We start from the raw sequence: 19,558 nt of genomic DNA, 5'->3' as shown, positions 1-19,558 counted from the left end.
GTCGTGATCCGTCCTATCGGTCGAGATTGGCGGCTGCCTCGCCTCCGCTCGGCCCGGCGCGGGCCGGGGCCCGACTTCGCCCGGCCGCGCCCTATCTGCGGCCGCGTCTACCAATCGGCCCGGCGCAGGCCGAGGGCGGACCTCGTCCCGCCGGGTGCTCTCTGTGGCCGCCTCCACCCCCACATCACCCGGCGCAATCTGCGGGCGGACTTCGCCCGGCTGCGCCCCTTCTGCGGCCGCCTCCACCACCACACCGTCCGGCGCCGGGCGCAGCGGCTGACTCACCTCGACTCGCCCCGCGGCAGGATCGAGGACGGACTCCGCCCCGCTGGGCCCACTCAGCGGCTGTCTGGTGTCCATCCGGCCCGGCGTTAGTGTGGGGGTGGGCTCCGCGCCGCTGCGCCCGTGAGTGGTCCCGGCGTACAGCTCGCTCGAATACGCTTCCGCGGATGCGATGGCGGCCTTCAACTGGCCGACTACTCGGGAAGCATCGGCGATGAGTTCCTCCAGCGTCGACACCATCGCGCGGAGTTCGCCCGTATCGATCCGCGACGGCTGACTCACCGATGTCTCCTGCTTGTCGTTACACCGGTCAGGTCCTGTCGCGGTGCGCTGGCCTGCGCCGACACTCCGGATCTCGGATTGCCGTGCGGCGGAGTGTGGTGCGTTCTATTTTCGCTCGGATCCGCCGAGCCTCCCCGGATTGGGAAGGCCCGATTCGAGCGGGGCCAGGCGTGCACGCACTGACAGCTACCGAGTCGCTACCGTCAAACGGCCCCTGCTACTCGAAGGCAGCGCCCAGGACAGCCTCCGCCGGGCACAGCGGGCTGCCGACAGGTGTAATCCCCGGTGTCAGCAGGCACTCAGCCACTCCACTGCCTGCGCCAGCGGGCTGCAACCGCCACCGACCATCCCGCAGCCGTGGGCACGTTCCGGACTTATATGAAAAATGTTGTGCCACAAGGGAACACACTTCGCCGCAGGTTGGCTACGATGGAAGGGTGCGGATCGGAGTCGGGCTCTCCACCGCGCCCGAGGCGCGGCAGGCGGGCGTGGAAGCCGCCGCGGACGCGCGCGAGCAGCTCGCGGGCGAGGCCCCGGCGCTCGCCGTGCTGCTCGCGTCGCGGGCGCATGCCGACGACGCCTCGGCCGTGCTGGCCGGTGTCCACCGCACGGTCCGGGTGCCCGCACTGGTCGGATGCGTGGCGCAGGCGGTGGTCGCGGGGCGCCGCGAGATCGAGGACGAGCCCGCGGTGGCGGTGTGGCTGGCCTCCGGTCTGCCCGCCGAGACATTCCGGCTGGACTTCGTCCGCACCGCGACCGGCGGACTGCTCGCCGGCTACCGCTTCGACAAGGACGCACGCGACTTCCACCTGCTGCTGCCGGACCCGTACTCGTTCCCGGCCGACGCGCTGCTCGAGCACTTGAACGCCGACCTGCCCGGCACCGTCGTGATGGGCGGGCTGGTCAGCGGCGGGCAGTTGCCTGCGGGCAGCAGGCTGTTCCTCGACCGTGACGTGGTGACCTCCGGCGCGGTCGGTGTGCGGCTGCCCGGCCTGCGCGGAGTCCCGATCGTGTCGCAGGGCTGCCGGCCCATCGGGTACCCCTACATCGTCACCGCCGCCCAGGGCGACCTGGTCACCGAGCTCGGCGGCAGGCCGCCGATCGTGCGATTGCGGGAGATCGTCGACGTGCTGCCTCCGGATCAGCAGGAGCTGCTGGCCAACGGCTTGCAGATCGGCATCGTGGTGGACGAGCATCTGGCCGCGCCCGGGCAGGGCGATTTCCTGATCCGCGGCATCCTCGGCGCCGACCCGTCCAGCGGCGCGATCGAGATCGGCGAGGCCGTCGAGGTCGGCACGACCGTCCAGTTCCAGGTCCGGGACGCGATCGGAGCGGACAAGGACCTGCGAGCCGCCCTGGCGCGGGCCAGCGCGGACCTGCCCGGGCCTGCGGCCGGTGCGTTGCTGTTCACCTGCAATGGGCGCGGCCGGCGGATGTTCGGGGTCGCGGATCATGATGCCGCGACGATCGAGGATTTGCTGGGCGGAATCCCGCTCGCGGGTTTCTTCGCCGCGGGCGAGATCGGACCGATCGCGGGCCGCAACGCACTGCACGGCTTCACTGCCTCGCTGGCGCTGTTCGTCGAATGAGCGTCGAGATCCGTGTCTACGCCGAGCTGAACGACTTCCTCCGGCCCGACGAGCAATACGCGGTGCTGCGGCGGCCGTTCCGACCCCACCAGACCGTGAAGGACCTCATCGAGGCCGCGGGCATCCCACACACCGAGGTCGACCTGGTCCTGGTCAACGGGCAGCCGGTGGACTTCGGTCATCACCCGCGGGTCGGTGACCGGGTCAGCGCGTACCCGGTGTTCGAGACCCTCGACATCGGCGCGGTGACGAGGGTCCGCCCGCACCCGCTGCGTGAGCCGCGTTTCGTCGCCGACGTCAATCTCGGCGGACTGGCGAAGCTGATGCGGCTGATGGGCCTCGACGTGCACTGCCGGTGGAACGCCGGGGACGCCGAGCTCGCCGAGGTGTCCGCCGCCGAGCACCGGATCCTGCTGACCCGCGACCGCGGGCTGCTGAAGCGGCGCAACGTCACTCACGGCGTGTACATCCGGTCCGACCAGCCGATCGATCAAATCGTCGAGGTGGTCCGGCGGCTGGATCTCCGCACGTTCCTGGCGCCGTTCACCCGGTGCCTGCGCTGCGGCGGGCCGGTCGCCGAGGTGGCCAAAACCGATGTCGAAGATCGGCTGCAACCGCTCACCCGCCGCTACTACGACACCTTCCGCCAGTGCCGCGACTGCGGGCGGGTCTACTGGCGGGGTTCACACCAGGCCCGCCTCAGCGCGACCGTGGAGCGGATCCGCGCCGAACTGGGCCACGTCTGACAGGTGCGGCGGGGCGCTTCGACGGAAGCCCTCGGTTTCAGTGGCGCACCTTCCCAGGTCTGTTCGCGATGTCATCCATCCCAATAGCGTCTCTGGTGGCGGCTCCCCTCACCGCTGGAAAGGAAACTCGGTGCATACGCACCTTCGCGCCGGACTGCTGGCCGGCGCAATCCTGCTGGCTCCCTTGGTCACAGCGGCACCGGCGTCGGCCGTCGGCATCCCACTGCAGCCGGCCGAACCGGTCGGGCAGTCGGAACAGGTCGCCAGCCCTGGCTGCCCCGGCGGCGCCCCGCATTGGAGCTGCCTGCTGGAATCACTGTCGGCGAGCGGTTCCGGCGGCAAGAGATCCCGCGGCCGGGCTTGGCTTTCGAGACCCGAGATGAGCTATGACGCCTCGGCTGCTGTGGTGTGCGTGGCGGCGAGGATGGTGCGAGCGACCAGCTCAGGGTCATCGATCATCGGGACGTGACCCACCCCGGGCAGGAGCGAGAAGACGGCCTCGGGCAACCGAGTTCGGGCGATCGCCGCGTGGATCTGCGCGGGAAGGACTCGGTCGTTCTCCGACCAGGCCACGGTGATCGGGCACGGCAGCGGGTCGAGGGAGGCGACGTATTCGTCGGTGCCGAGCAGGTCGGCGGTCACGGTGCATCCCAGCAGATCGCGTAAGACGGTCATGGCTTGCGCCGGGGTGATGCGATCGCCGTGTACCGCGATGTTGCGCAACGCCACTCGCCGGATCACGGCACTGCGCAGTCCCATCGGTGCGAGGAACCCCAGCAGCCTGCCGGTAGCCGCTTCTCGGGCGATCCGACGGGTCGCCACCGACTGGCTTTCGGCGCCGGAATCCCAGAATCCCGCGGGCGACAGTGCGCAGACGGTTTCCGCGCGGCCACGGCGAGCCAGTTCGATCGCCATCCAGCCACCCAGCGAATTGCCCGCGATGTGCGCGCGGCGCAGGCCCAGCGCGTCCATACGCCGCTCGATGTCGTCCACCAAGTGCTCGACCCGCGCCGGACGCCGCAACGCAGGCGGTCCACCCCGATGACCGACGGCGGTCGGGGTGATCACCTCGTGCCGTGCTGCCAGCAGAGGTGTGACGTCCTCCCACACCCGCTCCGACATGGTGACACCGTGCAGAAGTACGAGCGGGGGTTTGCCGGCCATTGGCGTCCTTCGGTTCGTAGGGATGACGAAGGGTGGATACCACAACCGAGTCAGCCGCGACAGCGGAAACCCCGACTCGGCCGGGGGATCACGCGGGTCTGTCGCTGTGCGCGAATCCGTGCACCCCACAGCGCTGCTCACCGCGACAGCTCACGGCGGCCTCGGCGCTCAGTTCGACCTTGACATCCGACAGCGCCTGGGCGAGAGCGTTGAGTTTGACCTGCATCGCGTAGGTGGCCCGGCTGTGCATGTTGTGCAGCAGCGCGACCAGCACGAATGTGACGATCGTCGTCGCGGTGGTGAGCAGCCGCGGCCAGCCGTCGACGTCGCGGCCGAACAGGAGACTCACCGCCGCCGTCAGCACCAACCCGACGATCAGCACGAAGAACAACCCCTTCGACACCACCGTGCCCGCCGCCGCGGCGACATCATCGAACACCGAGGCCGGTCGCACCACCTCCGTCGGGATCATCACCACTCGCATCGCGGACTGCTTGGTATGGTTGCCCACCGCAGAACCCCTTCCCATCGCCACGCCGCGGTATCTCCGCACTGTCTCGCACCCGCACCCGCACCGATAACCGACCGAGCCGCGGGCGATCGCCACGCACGCGCACCCGATCGCGCCTGCCGGGTTCCGGCAAGCGCCACAAGACATTCGGTGCCGCGCCGCGGCAGGCTGGGTCCCCCTCGCAGGCGAATCGCGCGGCCGTCCCGGCGACGCTCGCCGAACTTCACTGAGCCGTGGGCGCTTCAGATTCGTTCCCCCGCCTTCGCCGGTGTCCGGCAGGTCTTCCTCGCTGCGGCGGTGCCGCGGGTGTGCTCAGGGCGATGTCGAATGCGGCGATCTCCGTACCGCCGGCCGTCCTGAGCCGGGCAGGAATCCTCGGCAGCCCGGACGGCGCACGTCGGCAGACAACGACGCGGTCGACGTCGGACTCGACTTGCACCGAGCCGACCTCGACCGCGTCCCGCGCCGTGGGTGCCCAGCTACTGGGGCGGTGCCGCGGTTCGCCCGGCCACGCCTTCTCGCCCAGACAGGCCTTCCGGCCCGGTCGGGCCTTCCGGCCTCCAGGTGGCGATCGCCCAGATCACCACGACGTTGATGGCGATGACGAGAATGGACCAGGCCGGGTAGTACGGCAGCCACATGAAGTTTGCGATGATCGACAAGGCGGCCAAGCAGATCGCCGTAACCCGGGCCCAGGTCGCGCCGGTCATCAAGCCCAGTGCGGCGATGATCAGCAGGATCCCGAGCACGATATGGATCCAGCCCCATGCCGTGGTGTCGAACTTGTAGACGTATTCCGTGCCCACGATGTACAGCTCGTCCTCGGCGACGGCGGAAATACCTTCGAAGATCGACAGCACACCGACGGTCAGCAGCAGAATCGCGGCCGCTATCGACGTGCCCGCCGCGATGCCACGGCGCACGGGGTGTTGTTCCGGTGCGGTCATATGCGTCATCGGTCGCCCCTTTCGGGAAGCATGGACTTTCTCGGAATTAATGGACGCATGTCGAATCTCCACCACGGACACCGTTCGGCACTTCACCCGTTTCGGGTGGCTCCGATATGGCACACCCGCCCGGGATGAACTTTCCATAACGACCACACACGATCGGATCGAGCGGACTTTCCGCCGGGTAAGTTCCGGGAGCTAGGCGCGGTAGTGATTTGTCAGCACACGGCCTGGGAGGCACGGTGACCACATCGCACGTCCCCGCTCTACGCCGCATCCCTTCCGCAGCGGAGACAGCGGCCGAGATACCGGCGTTGCCCTTCACGCCGATTCCGCGAACGGATCTGCTCGCCGCCGTGGACGCGGTCTCGAACGCCGACAACGGGGGCGTGCTCCTGGTTTGCGCACCCGCGGGGACCGGAAAGACTGTCCTGCTGGCCGACTGGGCCACTCGCCACGCAGCGGGCGAACCGGACGTGGCGTGGCTGACCATCACCGATGAACTCGACGATCCCGCGTCGCTGTGGCCCGCACTGCACACCCGATTCGGCGTCGCTACCGCGCAGCACGGCGGCCCGCCGAGCGCGGGAGCGGCGGCGCTGGTCGACGCGCTGGCGACACGGGCGACGCCGACGGTAGTCGTACTCGACGACGCTCATCTGATCGCCGATCCACTCGCGCTCGCCGGAGTCGAATACTTCCTGCACCATGCGCCGCCGACCGTCACGACGGTGCTGTGCGGCCGCTTCGCTCCTCCGATCCGGTGGCATGTCCTCGATCTCCAGTCGCGCCTGACCCGCTGGAGCATGGACGACCTGGCCTTCACACCGGGCCAGATCGACGCGTTGTGCCGCGACCACGGCTGCGAGCTCACCGAGACCGAGCTGGACACCCTCGGCACACTGACCCGCGGCTGGGCGGCGCTGGTGCGCATCGCCGCGGCCCATCTGGCGGCCCGGGCCGACGACCGGGCCGCGGCCCTGGCCATCCTCGCGCGACCACCGCGCGCGGTCGCGGAGTTCCTGGTCGGCGAGCTCGTCGGGGGCCTGCCGCCCGCGCTGCGCCAATTCCTCACTTACACAAGCATCCCGGTGTCGTTCACCGAGCAACTCGCCGACGAACTCGTCGGCGGCGGCGCGGGACACTATCTGCACGAACTCGACCGGATCAATTTTCCGATCAGCGCCGATTCGCGTAGTGAGCAGGTGTGGTACTCCTGCCACCCCATGGTTCGCGCGTACTTCCGCGCCGAGGCCCACCGGCTCGGGTCACAGCTGTGTGCGGATCTGCACGGCCAATCCGCCCGTTGGCTGCGTTCCGCGGGCCTGCCCGCGACCGCGCTCCCCCACTTTCTCGCCGACCCCGATCGGGAGAACCTTTACGAGTTCCTGTCCGACTATGCGCTGCGGATCGTCCTCGACGGAGCCGGCGACACGTTGTTCGACGGGCTCGCCCAGTCGGCGCCCACCTTGCTCGACGACCCCTTCCTGTGGTTGGTGCGGGTTGTCGACGCGCTCGTACACGGCAGCACCGCCGCCGCGGTCGCGTGCCTGGACACGGCGATGGCGCGCCGTGCGGGCAAGGCTTCCTTCGCCTCCGCCGAACGGGTGGACACCCTCGCCCTCGCCGCGACCATCGATGTCGCGGCGACCACCGAGATCGCACTCGGCGTATTCCAGGACGAGATAGCGCCGACCGGCGACCCCGATCTCGACGCGTACACCGCGATCCAGGTCGCCAGCGGCCTGGTCGCCTCCGGCGAGGTCGCGCGCGGCGAACAGTTGCTGCATGCGGGTCTGGCCTTGGCCGAGCACGCCGGGCGGCCGCGGCTGGTGCTGCGGGCGCTCACCCGGCTCGCGCTCGCCGCGAACGCCGTCGACGCCGCCACCGCGATGCGTGACCGCGCCGCCCACGCCCTGACCATCGCAGGCGCGCACGGACTGCTGGAGGCGACCGACGCCGTCCAGGCGACCGCCGTCGCCGCCTACGGCGCCTACCTGCAAGGCGAAACGCCCGATCCGGCCCAGGTGAGCGCCGTCCTCGCCGAGCACGTCGAGCACGACGGGTCGTCCGGTCCGGTCGCCGGGTGGCACGGCCACGTGATCGGGCGGCTGCTCGACCTCGAGCGGACCGAGGAGCCGTCGGCCGCGGTCGAGGCGCTGCGCCGGAGCCTGCTCACGCTGGTGGAAAACCGGACCCGGCCATCGGTGACCGGCAGCCTGATCCTTCCGGTGGTCTGGGCCCTGCTGCGCGTGCACGATCACAGAACCGCGCAACTGCTGGTCGAGCGAGCCCGCGGCATTGTCGGCGACCTGGCCGAGATCCGCATGGCCCACGCCGCCCTGAGCGCCGCTGCCGATCGTCCCAAGACGACCTGCGCCATGCTCGAACCCCTGCTCGACAATGCCGTCCATCTGCGTCCGGTCAGCGCGATCACCGGATGGCTGCTGTACTCCTCGGCCCAGCACGAGGCCGGCGCTGCGGCCAAGGCCTTGGCCGCACTGGAGAACGCACTGAACGCCGCAGCGCCGCAGCGCCTGATCAGGCCGTTCCTCGACATCCCTGCCGCCATGCCGCTGCTGGACAGCTACGCGGGCCGTTTCGGCCGGTCGGAGAACTTCGCCGCTGGCATCCGGCGCCACCCCGCGGTACACCGCAGGTCGGCCTACCCCGCGCTGACGCGCACCGAGATGACCGTGCTCAAACAGTTGCCGTCCGGCCGCACCGCCCAGCAAATCGCCACCGACCTCGGCGTCTCGGTCAACACGGTGAAAACCCACCTGCGCGGTATCTACGGCAAGTTGGGATCGAATTCCCGGGTCGACGCGCTCGAGCACGCCCGTCGCGGCGGGCTGCTCTGACCCGCTCCGGGTTCGGATCCGTCTCGTCACCCGGAGCGGCCGTACGCTGATGTATGGCCCTCTCTCGTCGGGAAGTGTTACGAGCAGGCGCAGCGGGATCGGTCGCGGTGCTGGTGGGAACGGCGGCTGCCGGCAGTGCCCGGTTCCCGGCGCCGCGCTGGCTGGGTGATCCCTTCGCGCTGGGCGTCGCGTCCGGGGATCCCGCTCCCGACAGTGTGGTGCTGTGGACGCGATTGGCGCCGGATCCGCTGGCGCCCGACGGGCTCGGCGGCATGCCGCTGGACCCGGTCACCGTCGAGTACGAAGTCGCCGACGACGAACACTTCCGACAGGTGGTGGCCCGCGGAACAGCGCTCGCCACCCGCGCCCTCGCCCACAGCGTGCATCCGGAGGTCCACGGGTTGGCACCGGATCGCTGGTATTTCTACCGGTTTCGGGCCGGCTCGGCCATATCCCCGGTCGGGCGGACCCGTACGGCCCCGCCGCCGGGGCAGCCGTTCGCACGGCTGCGCTTCGCGTTCGCCTCGTGCCAGTCCTGGAGTTCGGGCTACTACAACGCCTACGAACACCTGAGCCAGGAAGACCTGGACCTGGTCGTGCATCTGGGCGATTACATCTACGAGCGCGCCTGGGTGAACGGACGCCAAGGCGTCGCGATCGGTCCGGACTTGCGCGACGAAGCCGTCGATCTACCGGGCTACCGGCTGCGGTACGCGCTGTACAAGGCCGAGCGACCATTGCGCGCCGCGCATGCCGCGTTCCCGTGGCTGGTCACGATGGACGATCACGAGGTCGACAACAACTGGGCGGCCGACACGCCCGGCATCGGGCTCGACATCTGGCGCGTCCCTGCCCTGTTCCGCCGCCGTCGCGCCGCCGCCTTGCAGGCCATGTACGAGCATCAGCCGCTGCGCAGCACCGCATTGCCGTCCGGGCAGGGCATACGCCTGCACCGCCGCTTCCGCTTCGGCGATCTCGCGGACATCACGATGCTCGACACCCGGCAGTACCGTACTGCGCAGGCGTGCGACGGCGCGGTGGTCGCCGACTGCGCCGACCGGTTCTCCGCTGGCCGCACCATTCTGGGTGCGCGGCAACGGGATTGGCTGATCGAGGGCTTCACCCACTCGCCCGCCCGCTGGCAGATCATCGGCAACCAGGTTGGCATGAGCCAGAACGACACCGACCCGGGCCCTGAGGTCAGAGTGTCCACCGATTCGTGGGACGGCTACGTCGCCGATCGCAACGCCGTGCTCGGCGCCGCCGCGGACCGCGGTGCGGGCAATCTGGTGGTGATCACCGGCGACCGCCACGAGAACCATGCCGCCGATCTGCGGCGTGACTACACCGATCCCGGCTCACCGGTGGTGGCGGCGGAATTCACCGGAACCTCGATCACGAGCAACGGCGACGGCGCCGACCTCACCGCCAAAGGCCGCCTGCTGCTCGCGGCGAACCCCGACCTCAAGTTCTTCAACGCGCAGCGCGGGTATGTCCGCGTGGAACTCGATCATCGGATCTGGCGCAACGACTTCCGCGTGGTGCCCTATGTCCGCCGTCCCGGCGCGCCGATCCACACCCGCGCCAGTTACGTCGTCCAAGACGGGATTCCGGGCGTCACCGAGGCATGGAGTCCCGGCGGTCCGGTCTCGCCCGCGCCCGAGGCCGATGCCACCAGCCGGGCGGAAGGCACCCGCGGCGGCCGCTGACCAGGCGTTCGCTGCCGTATGCCGTGGCGAACCCAGCGCTCGGCTACTGCGGACGCAGGATCAGCACGGTGATTTCGCTCGGCGCGAAGACCCGCAGTTGCGGTCCCCAGAAGCCGGTTCCCCGGCTGGTGTAGAGCTGGGTACCGCCGTGGCGGCTCAATCCCGCGACGACGGGCTGATCGAGCCGAACGAGATAGTGGAACGGCCAGATCTGGCCGCCGTGGGTGTGGCCGGAGATCTGTAGTGCGACACCGGCGGCCGCGGCATCGGCGATCTGCTTGGGTTGGTGGGCGAGCAGGACGACCGGCGCGCCGGGGTCCGCACCCGCGAGTGCTGCGGGAAGGTCCGGGCCATGACCGTCCAGGCCGACGCCCGTCGGGTCGTCGATGCCCGCGATCACCAGTTGATCGTCGCCGCGGCGCACCGTCAGGTGCTGATTGCGCAGCGGTTGCCAGCCCAGGGACCTCATGTGGTCGATCCAGCCCGGCGCGTCGCCGAAGTACTCGTGGTTGCCGGTGATGTAGAACCGGCCGAGTTCGGCCTCGACCTTGCCGAGCGGATCGACCTGCGCGTGACGCTTCGCCACCGAGCCGTCCGCCAGGTCGCCGGCGTGGCAGGCGATATCCGGGCGTTGCGCGTTGACCACCTCGACCACGCGCTCCGACCAGCGCAGTCGATCGAGTGCGGCGAAATGGGTGTCGGTGACGACCACCAAGCGCAGGCCGTCCAGCGCAGGGCCGAGTCCGGGGATGGATACCTCCACGGCGCGAACCCGCGGGACCCGCCGCGCTTCGACCACGCCCCACACCACCAGCACGGCCGCGGCGGCGAGCACGCCCGCCGCGACGATCCGGGAGCGGGCCGGATCGCCGACCCCGGCGACGGCGAGCCCGAGGCGCGCGAGGTTGCCGAGCACCGACCAGCTGAACACCACCCACATCACGCCGAGCAGCGTGTCGCCGACGATCGAGGCGGCATCCGATTGCGCGGGCCCGTGGCCGAGATACATCGACGCGGGCAGGCAACCGAACGCCACCGCGAACAGCGCTGTACCGAGCCAGAACAGCGAACCGGTTCCTTGGGTGGGCGCCGCCACCAAAGTCCACCACGGCAGCAGGAACAACACGGCGGGAATCGCCAGGAACAGGACCAGGCGGGACACATACTTCAAGAGGGCTCGTCCTCGTGCGCGGGTGAAGCGCGCGGTCCCTCCCCCGGCGCCATGAACACCTTCGACGATAGCAGCGGTTATGCCACGCCGAGCCGATCGGCGGCGACGGCGAGATCCTTGTCGCCGCGGCCGGACAGGCACAGCACGACCACGGAGTCCTCGGGAACCTCGCCGCGGTCGGCCATCTCCAGCAGATGCCCGACGGCGTGGGCCGATTCGAGCGCGGCGAGGATGCCTTCGGTGTGACTGAGCGCCTGCATCCCGCGCAGCGCCACGGCGTCGGTGGCCGCGCGATAGCTCACCCGGCCACTGTCTTTCAGGTGACTGAGTTCGGGGCCGACGCCTGGATAATCGAGTCCGGCCGCGATGCTGTGGGTCCGCGCGATCTGGCCGTCCTCGTCCTGCAGCAGGTAGCTGTAGGAGCCGTCGATCTCGCCCGGGCTGCCCATGCTCAGCGTCGCCGCGTGCGCGCCGGTGTCGACCCCGAGCCCGGCGGCCTCGACACCGATCAACCGCACCTGCGAATCGTCGGTGAACGGGTGGAAGACACCGATCGCGTTGCTGCCGCCACCCACGCAGGCGAGGACGTAATCGGGCAGTCGGCCTTCGACCCGCGCGATCTGGTGTCTGGTCTCCGCGCCGATCACCGTCTGGAAGTCCCGCACGATCCGCGGGTACGGCGCGGGCCCCGCCGCGGTGCCGAACAAGTAGTGGGTGGTGTCCAGGTTCGCCACCCAGTCGCGGACCGACTCGCTGATGGCGTCTTTGAGCCGGCGCGATCCGCTGTCGACCGGCCGCACCTCGGCACCGAGCAGGTTCATCCGGATCACGTTCGACGCCTGGCGCCGCATGTCGTCGGTACCCATGTAGACCACACAGGTCAGGCCGAGCATCGCGCATACCGTCGCCACTGCCACGCCGTGCTGGCCCGCGCCGGTCTCGGCGACGATCCGTCCCTTGCCCATCCGCCGGGCCAGCAGCGCCTGCCCGAGCGCATTGTTGATCTTGTGAGCGCCGGTGTGGGCCATGTCCTCGCGCTTGAGATAAACCCGCACGCCCGGCACGCCCAGCAACTCGCCGAACCGCCGCACCTGATGCAGCAGCGTGGGGCGGCCGACCCGATCGCGCAGCAGTTCCCGGTACTCCACCACGAAGCTCGAATCGGCTTGCGCCAGGCGGTAGGCCGCCTCGAGATCCAGCAGCGCGGCCATCAGTCCTTCGGGCACGAATCTGCCGCCGAAAACGCCGAATCGTCCGTGCTCATCAGGAAGCAGCTCGTGCCGGAACCCGCTCGCCGCCACGTCGTGATCAATCCTCATCGCCACCAACGCTTTCACCGCCACAGAGCCGACGGGTCAGTCTGTTCCGCTCGCGCTAGCGCGACCCCACGGGTCGGCAACAAGCGAGTTAACAGACTAGATCTTTCGGGTGGCTAAGGTCTTCTCACTGGTGGAGGCGTTCGAGACGCCCGTGCCGGTACCGCGTGCTACTGGTCGGCGGGCACTGTCGCGGAGATCTGCGCGACCAGCTGCCACGGCCGCTTGGTGTCGGTGGTCGCCTTGCCGCTGGTGAGGATCGCTCCGGACAGCCCGCGCGCCGGGTCAGCCCAGCCGTACTGGGTGGTCAATCCGCTGCGCCCGAAGTGCGATCCGGTGTCGCGGCCGAACTTCGACCTGCGCCCGCCGAGTTCGAAACCCGCTCGGCTCACCCGCCCGGCCACGCCCGGAATCCACCGCGCCGGCCGCACCGCCTCCTGCAGCGTCTCCGGCCGGATGATCCGGCGGCCGTCCGGCGCGCCGCGGGTGAGAATCTCGTAGAACCGCGAGAGCTCGGACGCGGTGGTGATCAGATTGCCCGAGGGCAGCTCGGCGGTCAGGAAGGCGTCGGTCGCCGAGCGGGACGCGCGGTCCATGCGTCCACCGATCGCCTTGCCGGCCAGGTACGTCGCCACCCGCGACGGAGCCGGACCGATCTTGACGCTCGGCACCACCTTGTCCACGTCCTCGGCACGCACGCCGAAGCTGGTCCAGCGGAATCCGAACGGCTCCAGCACCTGTTCGGCCAGATGCTCCCGCAGGCGCTTTCCCGTCGCCCGCCGCACCAGCAGACGCAGGACCAGTCCGCTGGTCAACGCGTGGTACACGCGGAAGCGTCCCGGCTTCCAGCTCGGGACCAGCTCGGCCAGCGCGCGCACGGCCAGGTCCTCGTCGAGCACCAGGTCGACGCCCTGATAGGGCGGCGTGACGAAGGGGATCCCAGCGGAGTGCGACAGCACGTCACCGATCGTGATGGCGGCCTTGCCATTCGCCGCGAACTCGGGGATGTGGTCGGACACCCGATCGTCCAGGCCGAACGCGCCCTGTTCGATGAGCATGAACATCAGCGCACCGGCGACGCCCTTCGCCGTGGAGAAACCGCAGAACGGCGTGTCCGGCGTGGCGAGCACCCGGACCGCGTCCGGCCCGTCGCCGGGGGCGTTGCCCCAGCCATGGCCAATGGTCCGGTTCACAACGATTCTGCCGTTGCGGCGCAGGCACACCTGAATGGCCGGGGTGGTGCCCAGCCGGTACCACGCGCGCACCGATTCCCACACCGACTCGACGTCCGCGCGGGTGAGCCCGGCGTCCGCGGGATCGTCCTCCGGGCCGCGGCTCGTCACGGCGTCCAGGTCCTCCGCGATCGCCACCGATCCGGCCGTTAGTGCGCTCACCCGGCCAGCTTATCGGCCCCGAGCCGGGCCGCCGGTGCGCGATGTCTCACAGCGGCGCCGATTGCCACCACTGGTCGACCAGGTCCTGGCCGGTGTGGTGATCCCAGGAGACGTCGAGCACCACCCAGGCCCGGGCTGGGTCGTCGAAGCCGACCGTGAGCAGTCCCGTGTTGCCGCCCGGGTAATAACTCCAGCGCACTCGTCCGGATCCGGATGTCCTGCGCCAGGTGTCCTGGCGCGTGGTGTCGTTGTCGATGTTGGTCTCGAAGGTCGAGTCGCGTCGGGGGTCGCCGCGACGGAAGGACCAGACGTACCAATGGATTCCGTTGTCCTGCCGGCATTCGAGCGCGGGTGCGCCACCATTGTTGACGACATTGATGTCGGTGCAGCGCGCGCCTTGATAGCCCACCCCTTGCGGAGTCTCCGGGAGCAGTCCGGGGAACAGCGCGACGAGGTCGGCATTGCGGCCCCACGCGGGTGCGGCCGCGGTGGTACTCGAGGGCGTTGTGGGCTGCGGGGAAGCGGATAGCGTTGCGCTGCCGGGAATTCCCTTGCCCGTCACGGTGCTGCCGCCCATGGTGAGGGCCACGGCGAGCGCGGTGACCAGCAGCAGCACTCCGGCTGCCGCCACCAGCAGGCGCCGAGCCGGGCGTGTGGGCGGCTCTGATGTGCCGGCGCGTTCCTGGCGCGATGGCGCGGGAGGCGGGGCGAGTGCCCGGACCGTGGCGGCGGCTAGTGCCCCGCAAGTGTCGTAGCGGTCGGCGGGGCGCTTCGCCATCGCGGTGGCAATGACGGCGTCGAGCGCGACGGGCAGAGCCGGATCGGCCGCCGAGGGCCGCGGCGGCGGTTCGGCCAGATGCGCCCGCAGCACCGCCGCGGGCGTGCTGCGCACGAAAGGCATGGCGCCGGTCAGCATCTGGTACAGCGTGGCGCCCAAGGCGTACACGTCGCAGCGGTGGTCGAGCGGCTCGCCCCTGATCTGTTCGGGCGCGACGTAACCGAGCGTGGCGATCAGCGCACCGGCGGCAGTCAAGCCGGTGGTGTCCTCGCGGCTGCGCGCGATGCCGAAATCGGTGACGAACACCTGGTCGCGACCGTCGTCGCCAGGGGCGACCAGGAGATTCGCCGGTTTGACGTCCCGGTGCAGCAGGCCGCGCCGATGGGCGGCGTCGAGCCCGTCCGCGGCCTGAGTGAGGATCTCCACCACCCGGCTCGGCGGCAGCGCGTGCCCCGCGATCAACCGCGCCACGTCCGAACCGGCCACGTAGCGCATCGACATCCACAGCTGCCCGTCCTCGCTGCCGCGGTCGTAGATCTCCACGATGTTCGGATGATCCAGTCGCGCCGCCAGTTCGGCTTCACGCTGGAACCGAGCGCGGAATTCGGGATCCGAGCCCGCGGACGCGTCGAGCACCTTCAACGCCACCGAGCGCGGCAGCCGGGGATGGCGCGCCAGGTACACCGTCCCCATGCCACCGGCGCCGAGCGTGCGCTCGATCCGATACCCGGCGACTACCGACCCCACACGCAACGCCATACCCGTCCCGTTCTGCAGCTCAGATCGGCGCGCCGATCCACCATCTGTCGTACACATCCCGGCCGCCGTTCCCGCCGGACGCGCTGACCGTGCAGAAATTGCGGTGCGGGTCGGTGAAGGCCACGTCGAGCAGGCCGAAGCCGGCGAGGTCGTCGGTGGCCCACCGGACGGTGCCGCTGCCCGACGGCCGCGTCCATGGCTGTTCGTGCAGATCGGTGCGGCCGAGCGTGTCGGACGTATAGGTCACCGGACGACGGGACGGGTCACAACGGATGTTGACGTTGATCCCGTCGGCGGTGGCGGCCGGGCAGTGCAGCCACGCGCCGCGGTCGTCGTTGAGGGCGCAGCGCATCCCTTGGTAGCCAGCGCCTTCCGGATCCGCCGGAAGCAGATTCGGGAACGCGTCGACGATGTAGGCGGCGGCTCCCCACGCGGACGCGGTCGGTGTGGTGGGCACCGGGCCGGTCGTGGATGGCGACATGGTCGACGACGGGGCGGCGACCGGCTGCCCGGTTCGTCCGCCGCTACGGACCAGCACCACGGCGAGCACCGCGATCATGACGAGGGCGACCATCCCCGTGCTGAACGCCAGAAGTCCGCTGTGCGCTCGCGGTGGCGGGGCCTGCTGAAATACCGTGGCGACCGGGGTATTCGACGGCGCATCCAGTGCGCGCAGTGCCGCGTCCGCCATTTCGCCGCAGCTGGCGTACCGCGACGCCGGATTCTTCGCCATCGCGCGGGCGACGACCTCGTCGATCGCCGGGGGCAGCCTCGGGTTCGCCTGTGAGGGCCGCGGCGGCGGCTCGTAGAGATGCGCCTGCAAGGTCGCCGCGGGCGTGCGCCGACCGAAAGGGACTGTCCCGGTCAGCATTTCGTAGAGGGTGCAGCCGAGGGAGTAGATGTCGGCGCGGTGGTCGAGCGGTGCGCCGGTCAGCTGCTCGGGTGCGGCGTAGGCGAAGCTGGCCAGCACGGCTCCCGTCGTGGTCAGCGTCGCGGCGGCGTCCAGGGAGCGCGCGATGCCGAAGTCGGTGATGCGGACCGCGTCCGAGCCGTCATCGGCCGTCGAAACCAGGATGTTCGCCGGTTTCACGTCGCGGTGCAGCAGTCCGCTGCGATGCGCCGCGTCCAGCCCACGGGCCGCCGCGGCGACGATCCGCACCGCCCGCTGGGCGGGCAGCACGGCGGGGCCGCGGCGCACCAATTCGGCCGCGTCGAGCCCGTCGACGTACCGCATGGCGATCCAGAGCAGCTCGCCTTCCGCGCCGCGGTCGTAGATGGAGACCACGTTCGGATGCTCGAGCCGGGCAGCGAGTTCGGCCTCCCGCTCGAACCGGGCGCGGAACTCCGCGTCGGCACCGAGTTCCGGATCGAGGATCTTCACCGCGTCCCTGCGTGGTAATCGCGGATGCTCGGCGAGATACACCGCCCCCATCCCGCCCGCACCGATCCGGCGCACGATTCGATAACCAGCGAAGACGTCGCCAGGCTGCATGGACACGACGCGCCCTCCTCCCTGACGGAGGAGAATACCGGGGTTCACGCCGTCCGCCGACGTAGGTTATGCGCACCTCGCCGCCCCGCCTGCCCCCGTGTAGCGCAGGGCCGACCACCCCCACCAAGCGCTACGCGGTGGTCGCTCCCCAGGGTGCGTTTCCGGCTCGGCTCAGCCGCCATCGAGCGACCGTTCCTTCAGCTTCCAGTGGTTGTCCCCACCCCGCCTGTACGACCGCTGGGTCGGCGCCTCGAGGGCGGCGGGACTAACCCGGAAGGCGGAAACTGTCGTTGGGTGCACCGGCGGGAGCCGGAGCATGTTCGGGTGCCGACGTCGTCGGATGTGGCCGTTGTGTCGGGGGCTGCCCCGGATAGGGCTGACCCGGCAGCAGGTCGGGAGGCATGGGCGGGGGCGGCCCGGGCTCACCAGGTCGTTGGGCCTCGGCGGGAGCCCGAGCATATTCGGGTGCCGACGTCGTCGGGTGCGGCCTGTGCGTCGGGGGCTGCCCCGGATAGGGCTGACCAGGCAGCAGGTCGGGAGGCATGGGCGGCGGGGGCGGCTCGGGCTGACCGGGCAGTTGGGCCTCGGCTGACACAGGAGGCGGCGCGGGCGGCAAAGACGGTTCGGGATACGGAAGCGTCGTCGCCACGGGCATGGGATCGACCGCAGGAGGCGGGGCCGCCGGGATCTGGATGACCGGCTGGGCCTGCGGCATGGGTTCCTGCGCGAGAGCCGGGCCCGCCACGGGGCCGCGAATTTCGGTGTTCGCCGGTCGGTCTTCGGGCGCCTGAACGACCGCGGCCGCGGCTCCGCCCGCCAAGGCGGCGATGGCCGCCGCGACCAGGATCGCTCGCCCGGTTTGACGCCGGCCAGCCGGAACCGCTACCGCTGGAACGCTGCGGAAGGGGGCGGCTGCCACCAGGGCGGCGCCGTACGCGGCCGCGTTGGCGAAGTGGGGCGCGATGGTCACGGGTGCGGCAAGCCCGAGCCGCACCGCGGACACCACATCCGGCTTACCCGCCGACGTGCCGCAGAGTACGACGACGTCGGGCAGCGATCCGGCCGCCTCCAACGCCGACCGAATCCGGCCGATCGCCTGGCTCGCGGTATCGGCGTCGACGACGCCGGACGACCAGGAGCCCGAGGCCAGGATCTCGTCGCGCCGCGGTCCGACCACCAGGTATGCCGTGTGGTAGCCGAGGACCTCCAACACCAGCACGGTGCTGTGCTCCGCCAATTCCGGTAAGTCGTCGAGCAATGCGCGCAGAGCCGTTTTGGTCGATACGAGTGACGACGAATGCCACGATGCCGACGACAGGTGCGACACGATCGCCCGGCGCTCGGGAACGGTTCGGTACGCGATGGCGACGTCATCGATCTCGATATCGGCGTCCGTGCCCGTCAACGCCTCGAGGGTGGCGGCGACCGACGCGGCGGCCGACTGCTCGACCGGCCGTTCCATCTCCCGCAGCACGGCCGGCGGCCTACCTTGCTGCACCGAGAGCACGACCCCCCGCACCACGGTCTGCTCCGGTGATATTCCGACTGTGGCCATGAGTTCACCTCGAATCGAATGCTCTTAATAAAGGTTCGTTACGGGGTTAGCCAACGATTGGCCCAGTCGCCCCGCGTATACCAATTGGGGGGCACGCGTCATGGTTGGTGCGGGTGTCTCTATACACCCGTATCCGCCGAGCGGCGCCACATCACCCATCCCGCATTCGGGCAAGCCGGGCCGTCGGCAGGTATGCGCCCTGACTCCATCAAACCACCAGTGCAGGCGCAAGTAACGCAGGAAAGACGATTCTCTATCCACCCGCATCCGTGCCGCCCAGCGGCGCGACGTCACCCACCCGGCATTCAGGCAAGCCGGGCCGTCGGCAGGTGCGCGCCTCAGCTCGACCAACCCGCCGACGCAGGCGGAGATAACACAGGAAAGACAATTTGGATCCACCCGCATCCGTGCCGCCCAGCGGCGCGACGTCACCCACCCGGCATTCAGGCAAGCCGGGCGGTCGGCAGGTGCGCGCCTCACCTCGACCAACCCGCCGACGCAGGCGGAGATAACACAGGACAGACGATTCGCTATCGACCCGCATCCGTGCTCCCGAGTGGCGGGCGACGTCACCTATCCCGCATTCGGCGAGCCGGGCGGTCGGCAGGTTTGCGCCCGGACCCGATCAACCCGCCGGCGCAGGCGGAGGTGGTGGTCCGGGGATGGGGATGACGATGCCGAAGGGCAGGGTGATGCCCGGTGGCGGGGCGGGAGCGGATTCGGCGGCGGGTTCGGGCTGGGGTTCGGTAGCCGGTTCGGGTTCGGGGCCGATCCCGGATTCGGGATCGCCGCCGGGCGCCGCCTCGTGTCCAGGCGAGCCCGGCGCCGCGGGTGTAGATGCGCCCGGCGCGGCGGGTGCGGGTGCGCCGGGCGCGGCGGGTGCGGGTGGTGCGGGTGCGCCGGGTGCGGGAACTCCGGGTGCGCCGGGTGCGCCGGTGCCCGGTGGGATGCACCCAGCCGCCTGCGGGTCACCCCCAGCCGCCTGCCCGGCCCCGGCAC

Annotated in this window: 13 protein-coding genes and 1 pseudogene; 4 read left to right on the top strand and 10 right to left on the bottom strand. The window is 70.2% G+C overall.

Features of this window, described 5'->3' with window-relative positions; all coding sequences use genetic code 11:
• The first annotated feature begins 1,001 nt into the window (after positions 1–1,001).
• Both IU459_RS28000 and IU459_RS27995 read left to right on the top strand, forming a co-directional pair.
• Positions 1,002–2,153 carry an FIST signal transduction protein gene (locus IU459_RS28000; protein WP_195132578.1) on the top strand — a complete coding sequence of 384 codons (1,152 nt, stop codon included), beginning with the start codon at positions 1,002–1,004 and terminating at the stop codon, positions 2,151–2,153.
• Entirely contained in the window at positions 2,150–2,899 is a 750-nt protein-coding gene (locus IU459_RS27995) for a Mut7-C RNAse domain-containing protein (protein ID WP_195132577.1), read from the top strand. The genes IU459_RS28000 and IU459_RS27995 overlap by 4 nt, the downstream gene beginning before the upstream one ends.
• A gap of 384 nt (positions 2,900–3,283) precedes the next feature.
• On the opposite strand, the gene IU459_RS27990 is transcribed toward IU459_RS27995, so the two are convergent.
• The 3 genes from IU459_RS27990 to IU459_RS27980 form a co-directional block, all read right to left on the bottom strand.
• Positions 3,284–4,063, bottom strand: a complete 780-nt coding sequence (locus IU459_RS27990; protein WP_195132576.1) for an alpha/beta fold hydrolase — start codon at positions 4,061–4,063, stop codon at positions 3,284–3,286.
• Positions 4,064–4,151: 88 nt separating this feature from the next.
• Entirely contained in the window at positions 4,152–4,574 is a 423-nt protein-coding gene (locus tag IU459_RS27985) for a low affinity iron permease family protein (protein ID WP_195132575.1), read from the bottom strand.
• Positions 4,575–5,053: 479 nt separating this feature from the next.
• Positions 5,054–5,530, bottom strand: a complete 477-nt coding sequence (locus tag IU459_RS27980; protein ID WP_228838635.1) for a DUF7144 family membrane protein — start codon at positions 5,528–5,530, stop codon at positions 5,054–5,056.
• 236 nt (positions 5,531–5,766) lie between these two features.
• Between IU459_RS27980 and IU459_RS27975 the strand changes: the two genes are divergently transcribed.
• Together IU459_RS27975 and IU459_RS27970 are read left to right on the top strand one after the other, a co-directional pair.
• Positions 5,767–8,385, top strand: coding sequence for a LuxR C-terminal-related transcriptional regulator (locus tag IU459_RS27975; RefSeq protein WP_195132574.1), 2,619 nt, complete (start codon positions 5,767–5,769; stop codon positions 8,383–8,385).
• A 53-nt stretch (positions 8,386–8,438) separates the two neighbouring features.
• Positions 8,439–10,094: an alkaline phosphatase D family protein gene (locus IU459_RS27970; protein WP_195132573.1), complete on the top strand. Its 1,656-nt coding sequence runs from the start codon at positions 8,439–8,441 to the stop codon at positions 10,092–10,094.
• A gap of 43 nt (positions 10,095–10,137) precedes the next feature.
• Here the strand turns inward: IU459_RS27970 and IU459_RS27965 are convergent, their stop codons facing one another.
• The 7 genes and pseudogenes from IU459_RS27965 to IU459_RS38775 all read right to left on the bottom strand — a co-directional run.
• Positions 10,138–11,265: a metallophosphoesterase gene (locus IU459_RS27965; RefSeq protein WP_195132572.1), complete on the bottom strand. Its 1,128-nt coding sequence runs from the start codon at positions 11,263–11,265 to the stop codon at positions 10,138–10,140.
• Between the two features lie 77 nt (positions 11,266–11,342).
• Positions 11,343–12,584 carry a tryptophan synthase subunit beta gene (trpB, locus tag IU459_RS27960; RefSeq protein WP_195132571.1) on the bottom strand — a complete coding sequence of 414 codons (1,242 nt, stop codon included), beginning with the start codon at positions 12,582–12,584 and terminating at the stop codon, positions 11,343–11,345.
• 167 nt (positions 12,585–12,751) lie between these two features.
• Complete coding sequence (locus IU459_RS27955) at positions 12,752–13,975, bottom strand: serine hydrolase (protein WP_195132570.1); 1,224 nt, start codon at positions 13,973–13,975, stop codon at positions 12,752–12,754.
• A 46-nt stretch (positions 13,976–14,021) separates the two neighbouring features.
• The gene (locus IU459_RS27950; RefSeq protein WP_195132569.1) at positions 14,022–15,512 is read right to left on the bottom strand and encodes a serine/threonine-protein kinase; all 1,491 of its coding nucleotides are present in this window, start codon (positions 15,510–15,512) and stop codon (positions 14,022–14,024) included.
• Between the two features lie 19 nt (positions 15,513–15,531).
• A complete protein-coding gene (locus tag IU459_RS27945; protein WP_195132632.1) occupies positions 15,532–17,004 on the bottom strand; it encodes a serine/threonine-protein kinase in 1,473 nt (490 codons plus the stop codon).
• Between the two features lie 265 nt (positions 17,005–17,269).
• Positions 17,270–18,559: a hypothetical protein gene (locus IU459_RS27940; RefSeq protein WP_195132568.1), complete on the bottom strand. Its 1,290-nt coding sequence runs from the start codon at positions 18,557–18,559 to the stop codon at positions 17,270–17,272.
• A 625-nt stretch (positions 18,560–19,184) separates the two neighbouring features.
• Positions 19,185–19,558: pseudogene (locus IU459_RS38775) on the bottom strand (lytic transglycosylase); the annotation flags it as partial.

Source organism: Nocardia amamiensis (genome assembly GCF_015477605.1).
Lineage (GTDB): Bacteria > Actinomycetota > Actinomycetes > Mycobacteriales > Mycobacteriaceae > Nocardia > Nocardia amamiensis_A.
This window is presented reverse-complemented; position numbering and strand designations above follow the sequence as displayed.

Coding starts and splice junctions, on each gene's coding strand:
- IU459_RS27980 (WP_228838635.1), bottom strand. CDS start 5,530: ATGACGCATATGACCGCACCGGAACAACACCCCGTGCGCCGTGGCATC.
- IU459_RS27940 (WP_195132568.1), bottom strand. CDS start 18,559: ATGGCCACAGTCGGAATATCACCGGAGCAGACCGTGGTGCGGGGGGTC.
- IU459_RS27990 (WP_195132576.1), bottom strand. CDS start 4,063: ATGGCCGGCAAACCCCCGCTCGTACTTCTGCACGGTGTCACCATGTCG.
- IU459_RS27950 (WP_195132569.1), bottom strand. CDS start 15,512: ATGGCGTTGCGTGTGGGGTCGGTAGTCGCCGGGTATCGGATCGAGCGC.
- IU459_RS27945 (WP_195132632.1), bottom strand. CDS start 17,004: ATGCAGCCTGGCGACGTCTTCGCTGGTTATCGAATCGTGCGCCGGATC.
- trpB (WP_195132571.1), bottom strand. CDS start 12,584: ATGAGGATTGATCACGACGTGGCGGCGAGCGGGTTCCGGCACGAGCTG.
- IU459_RS27995 (WP_195132577.1), top strand. CDS start 2,150: ATGAGCGTCGAGATCCGTGTCTACGCCGAGCTGAACGACTTCCTCCGG.
- IU459_RS27970 (WP_195132573.1), top strand. CDS start 8,439: ATGGCCCTCTCTCGTCGGGAAGTGTTACGAGCAGGCGCAGCGGGATCG.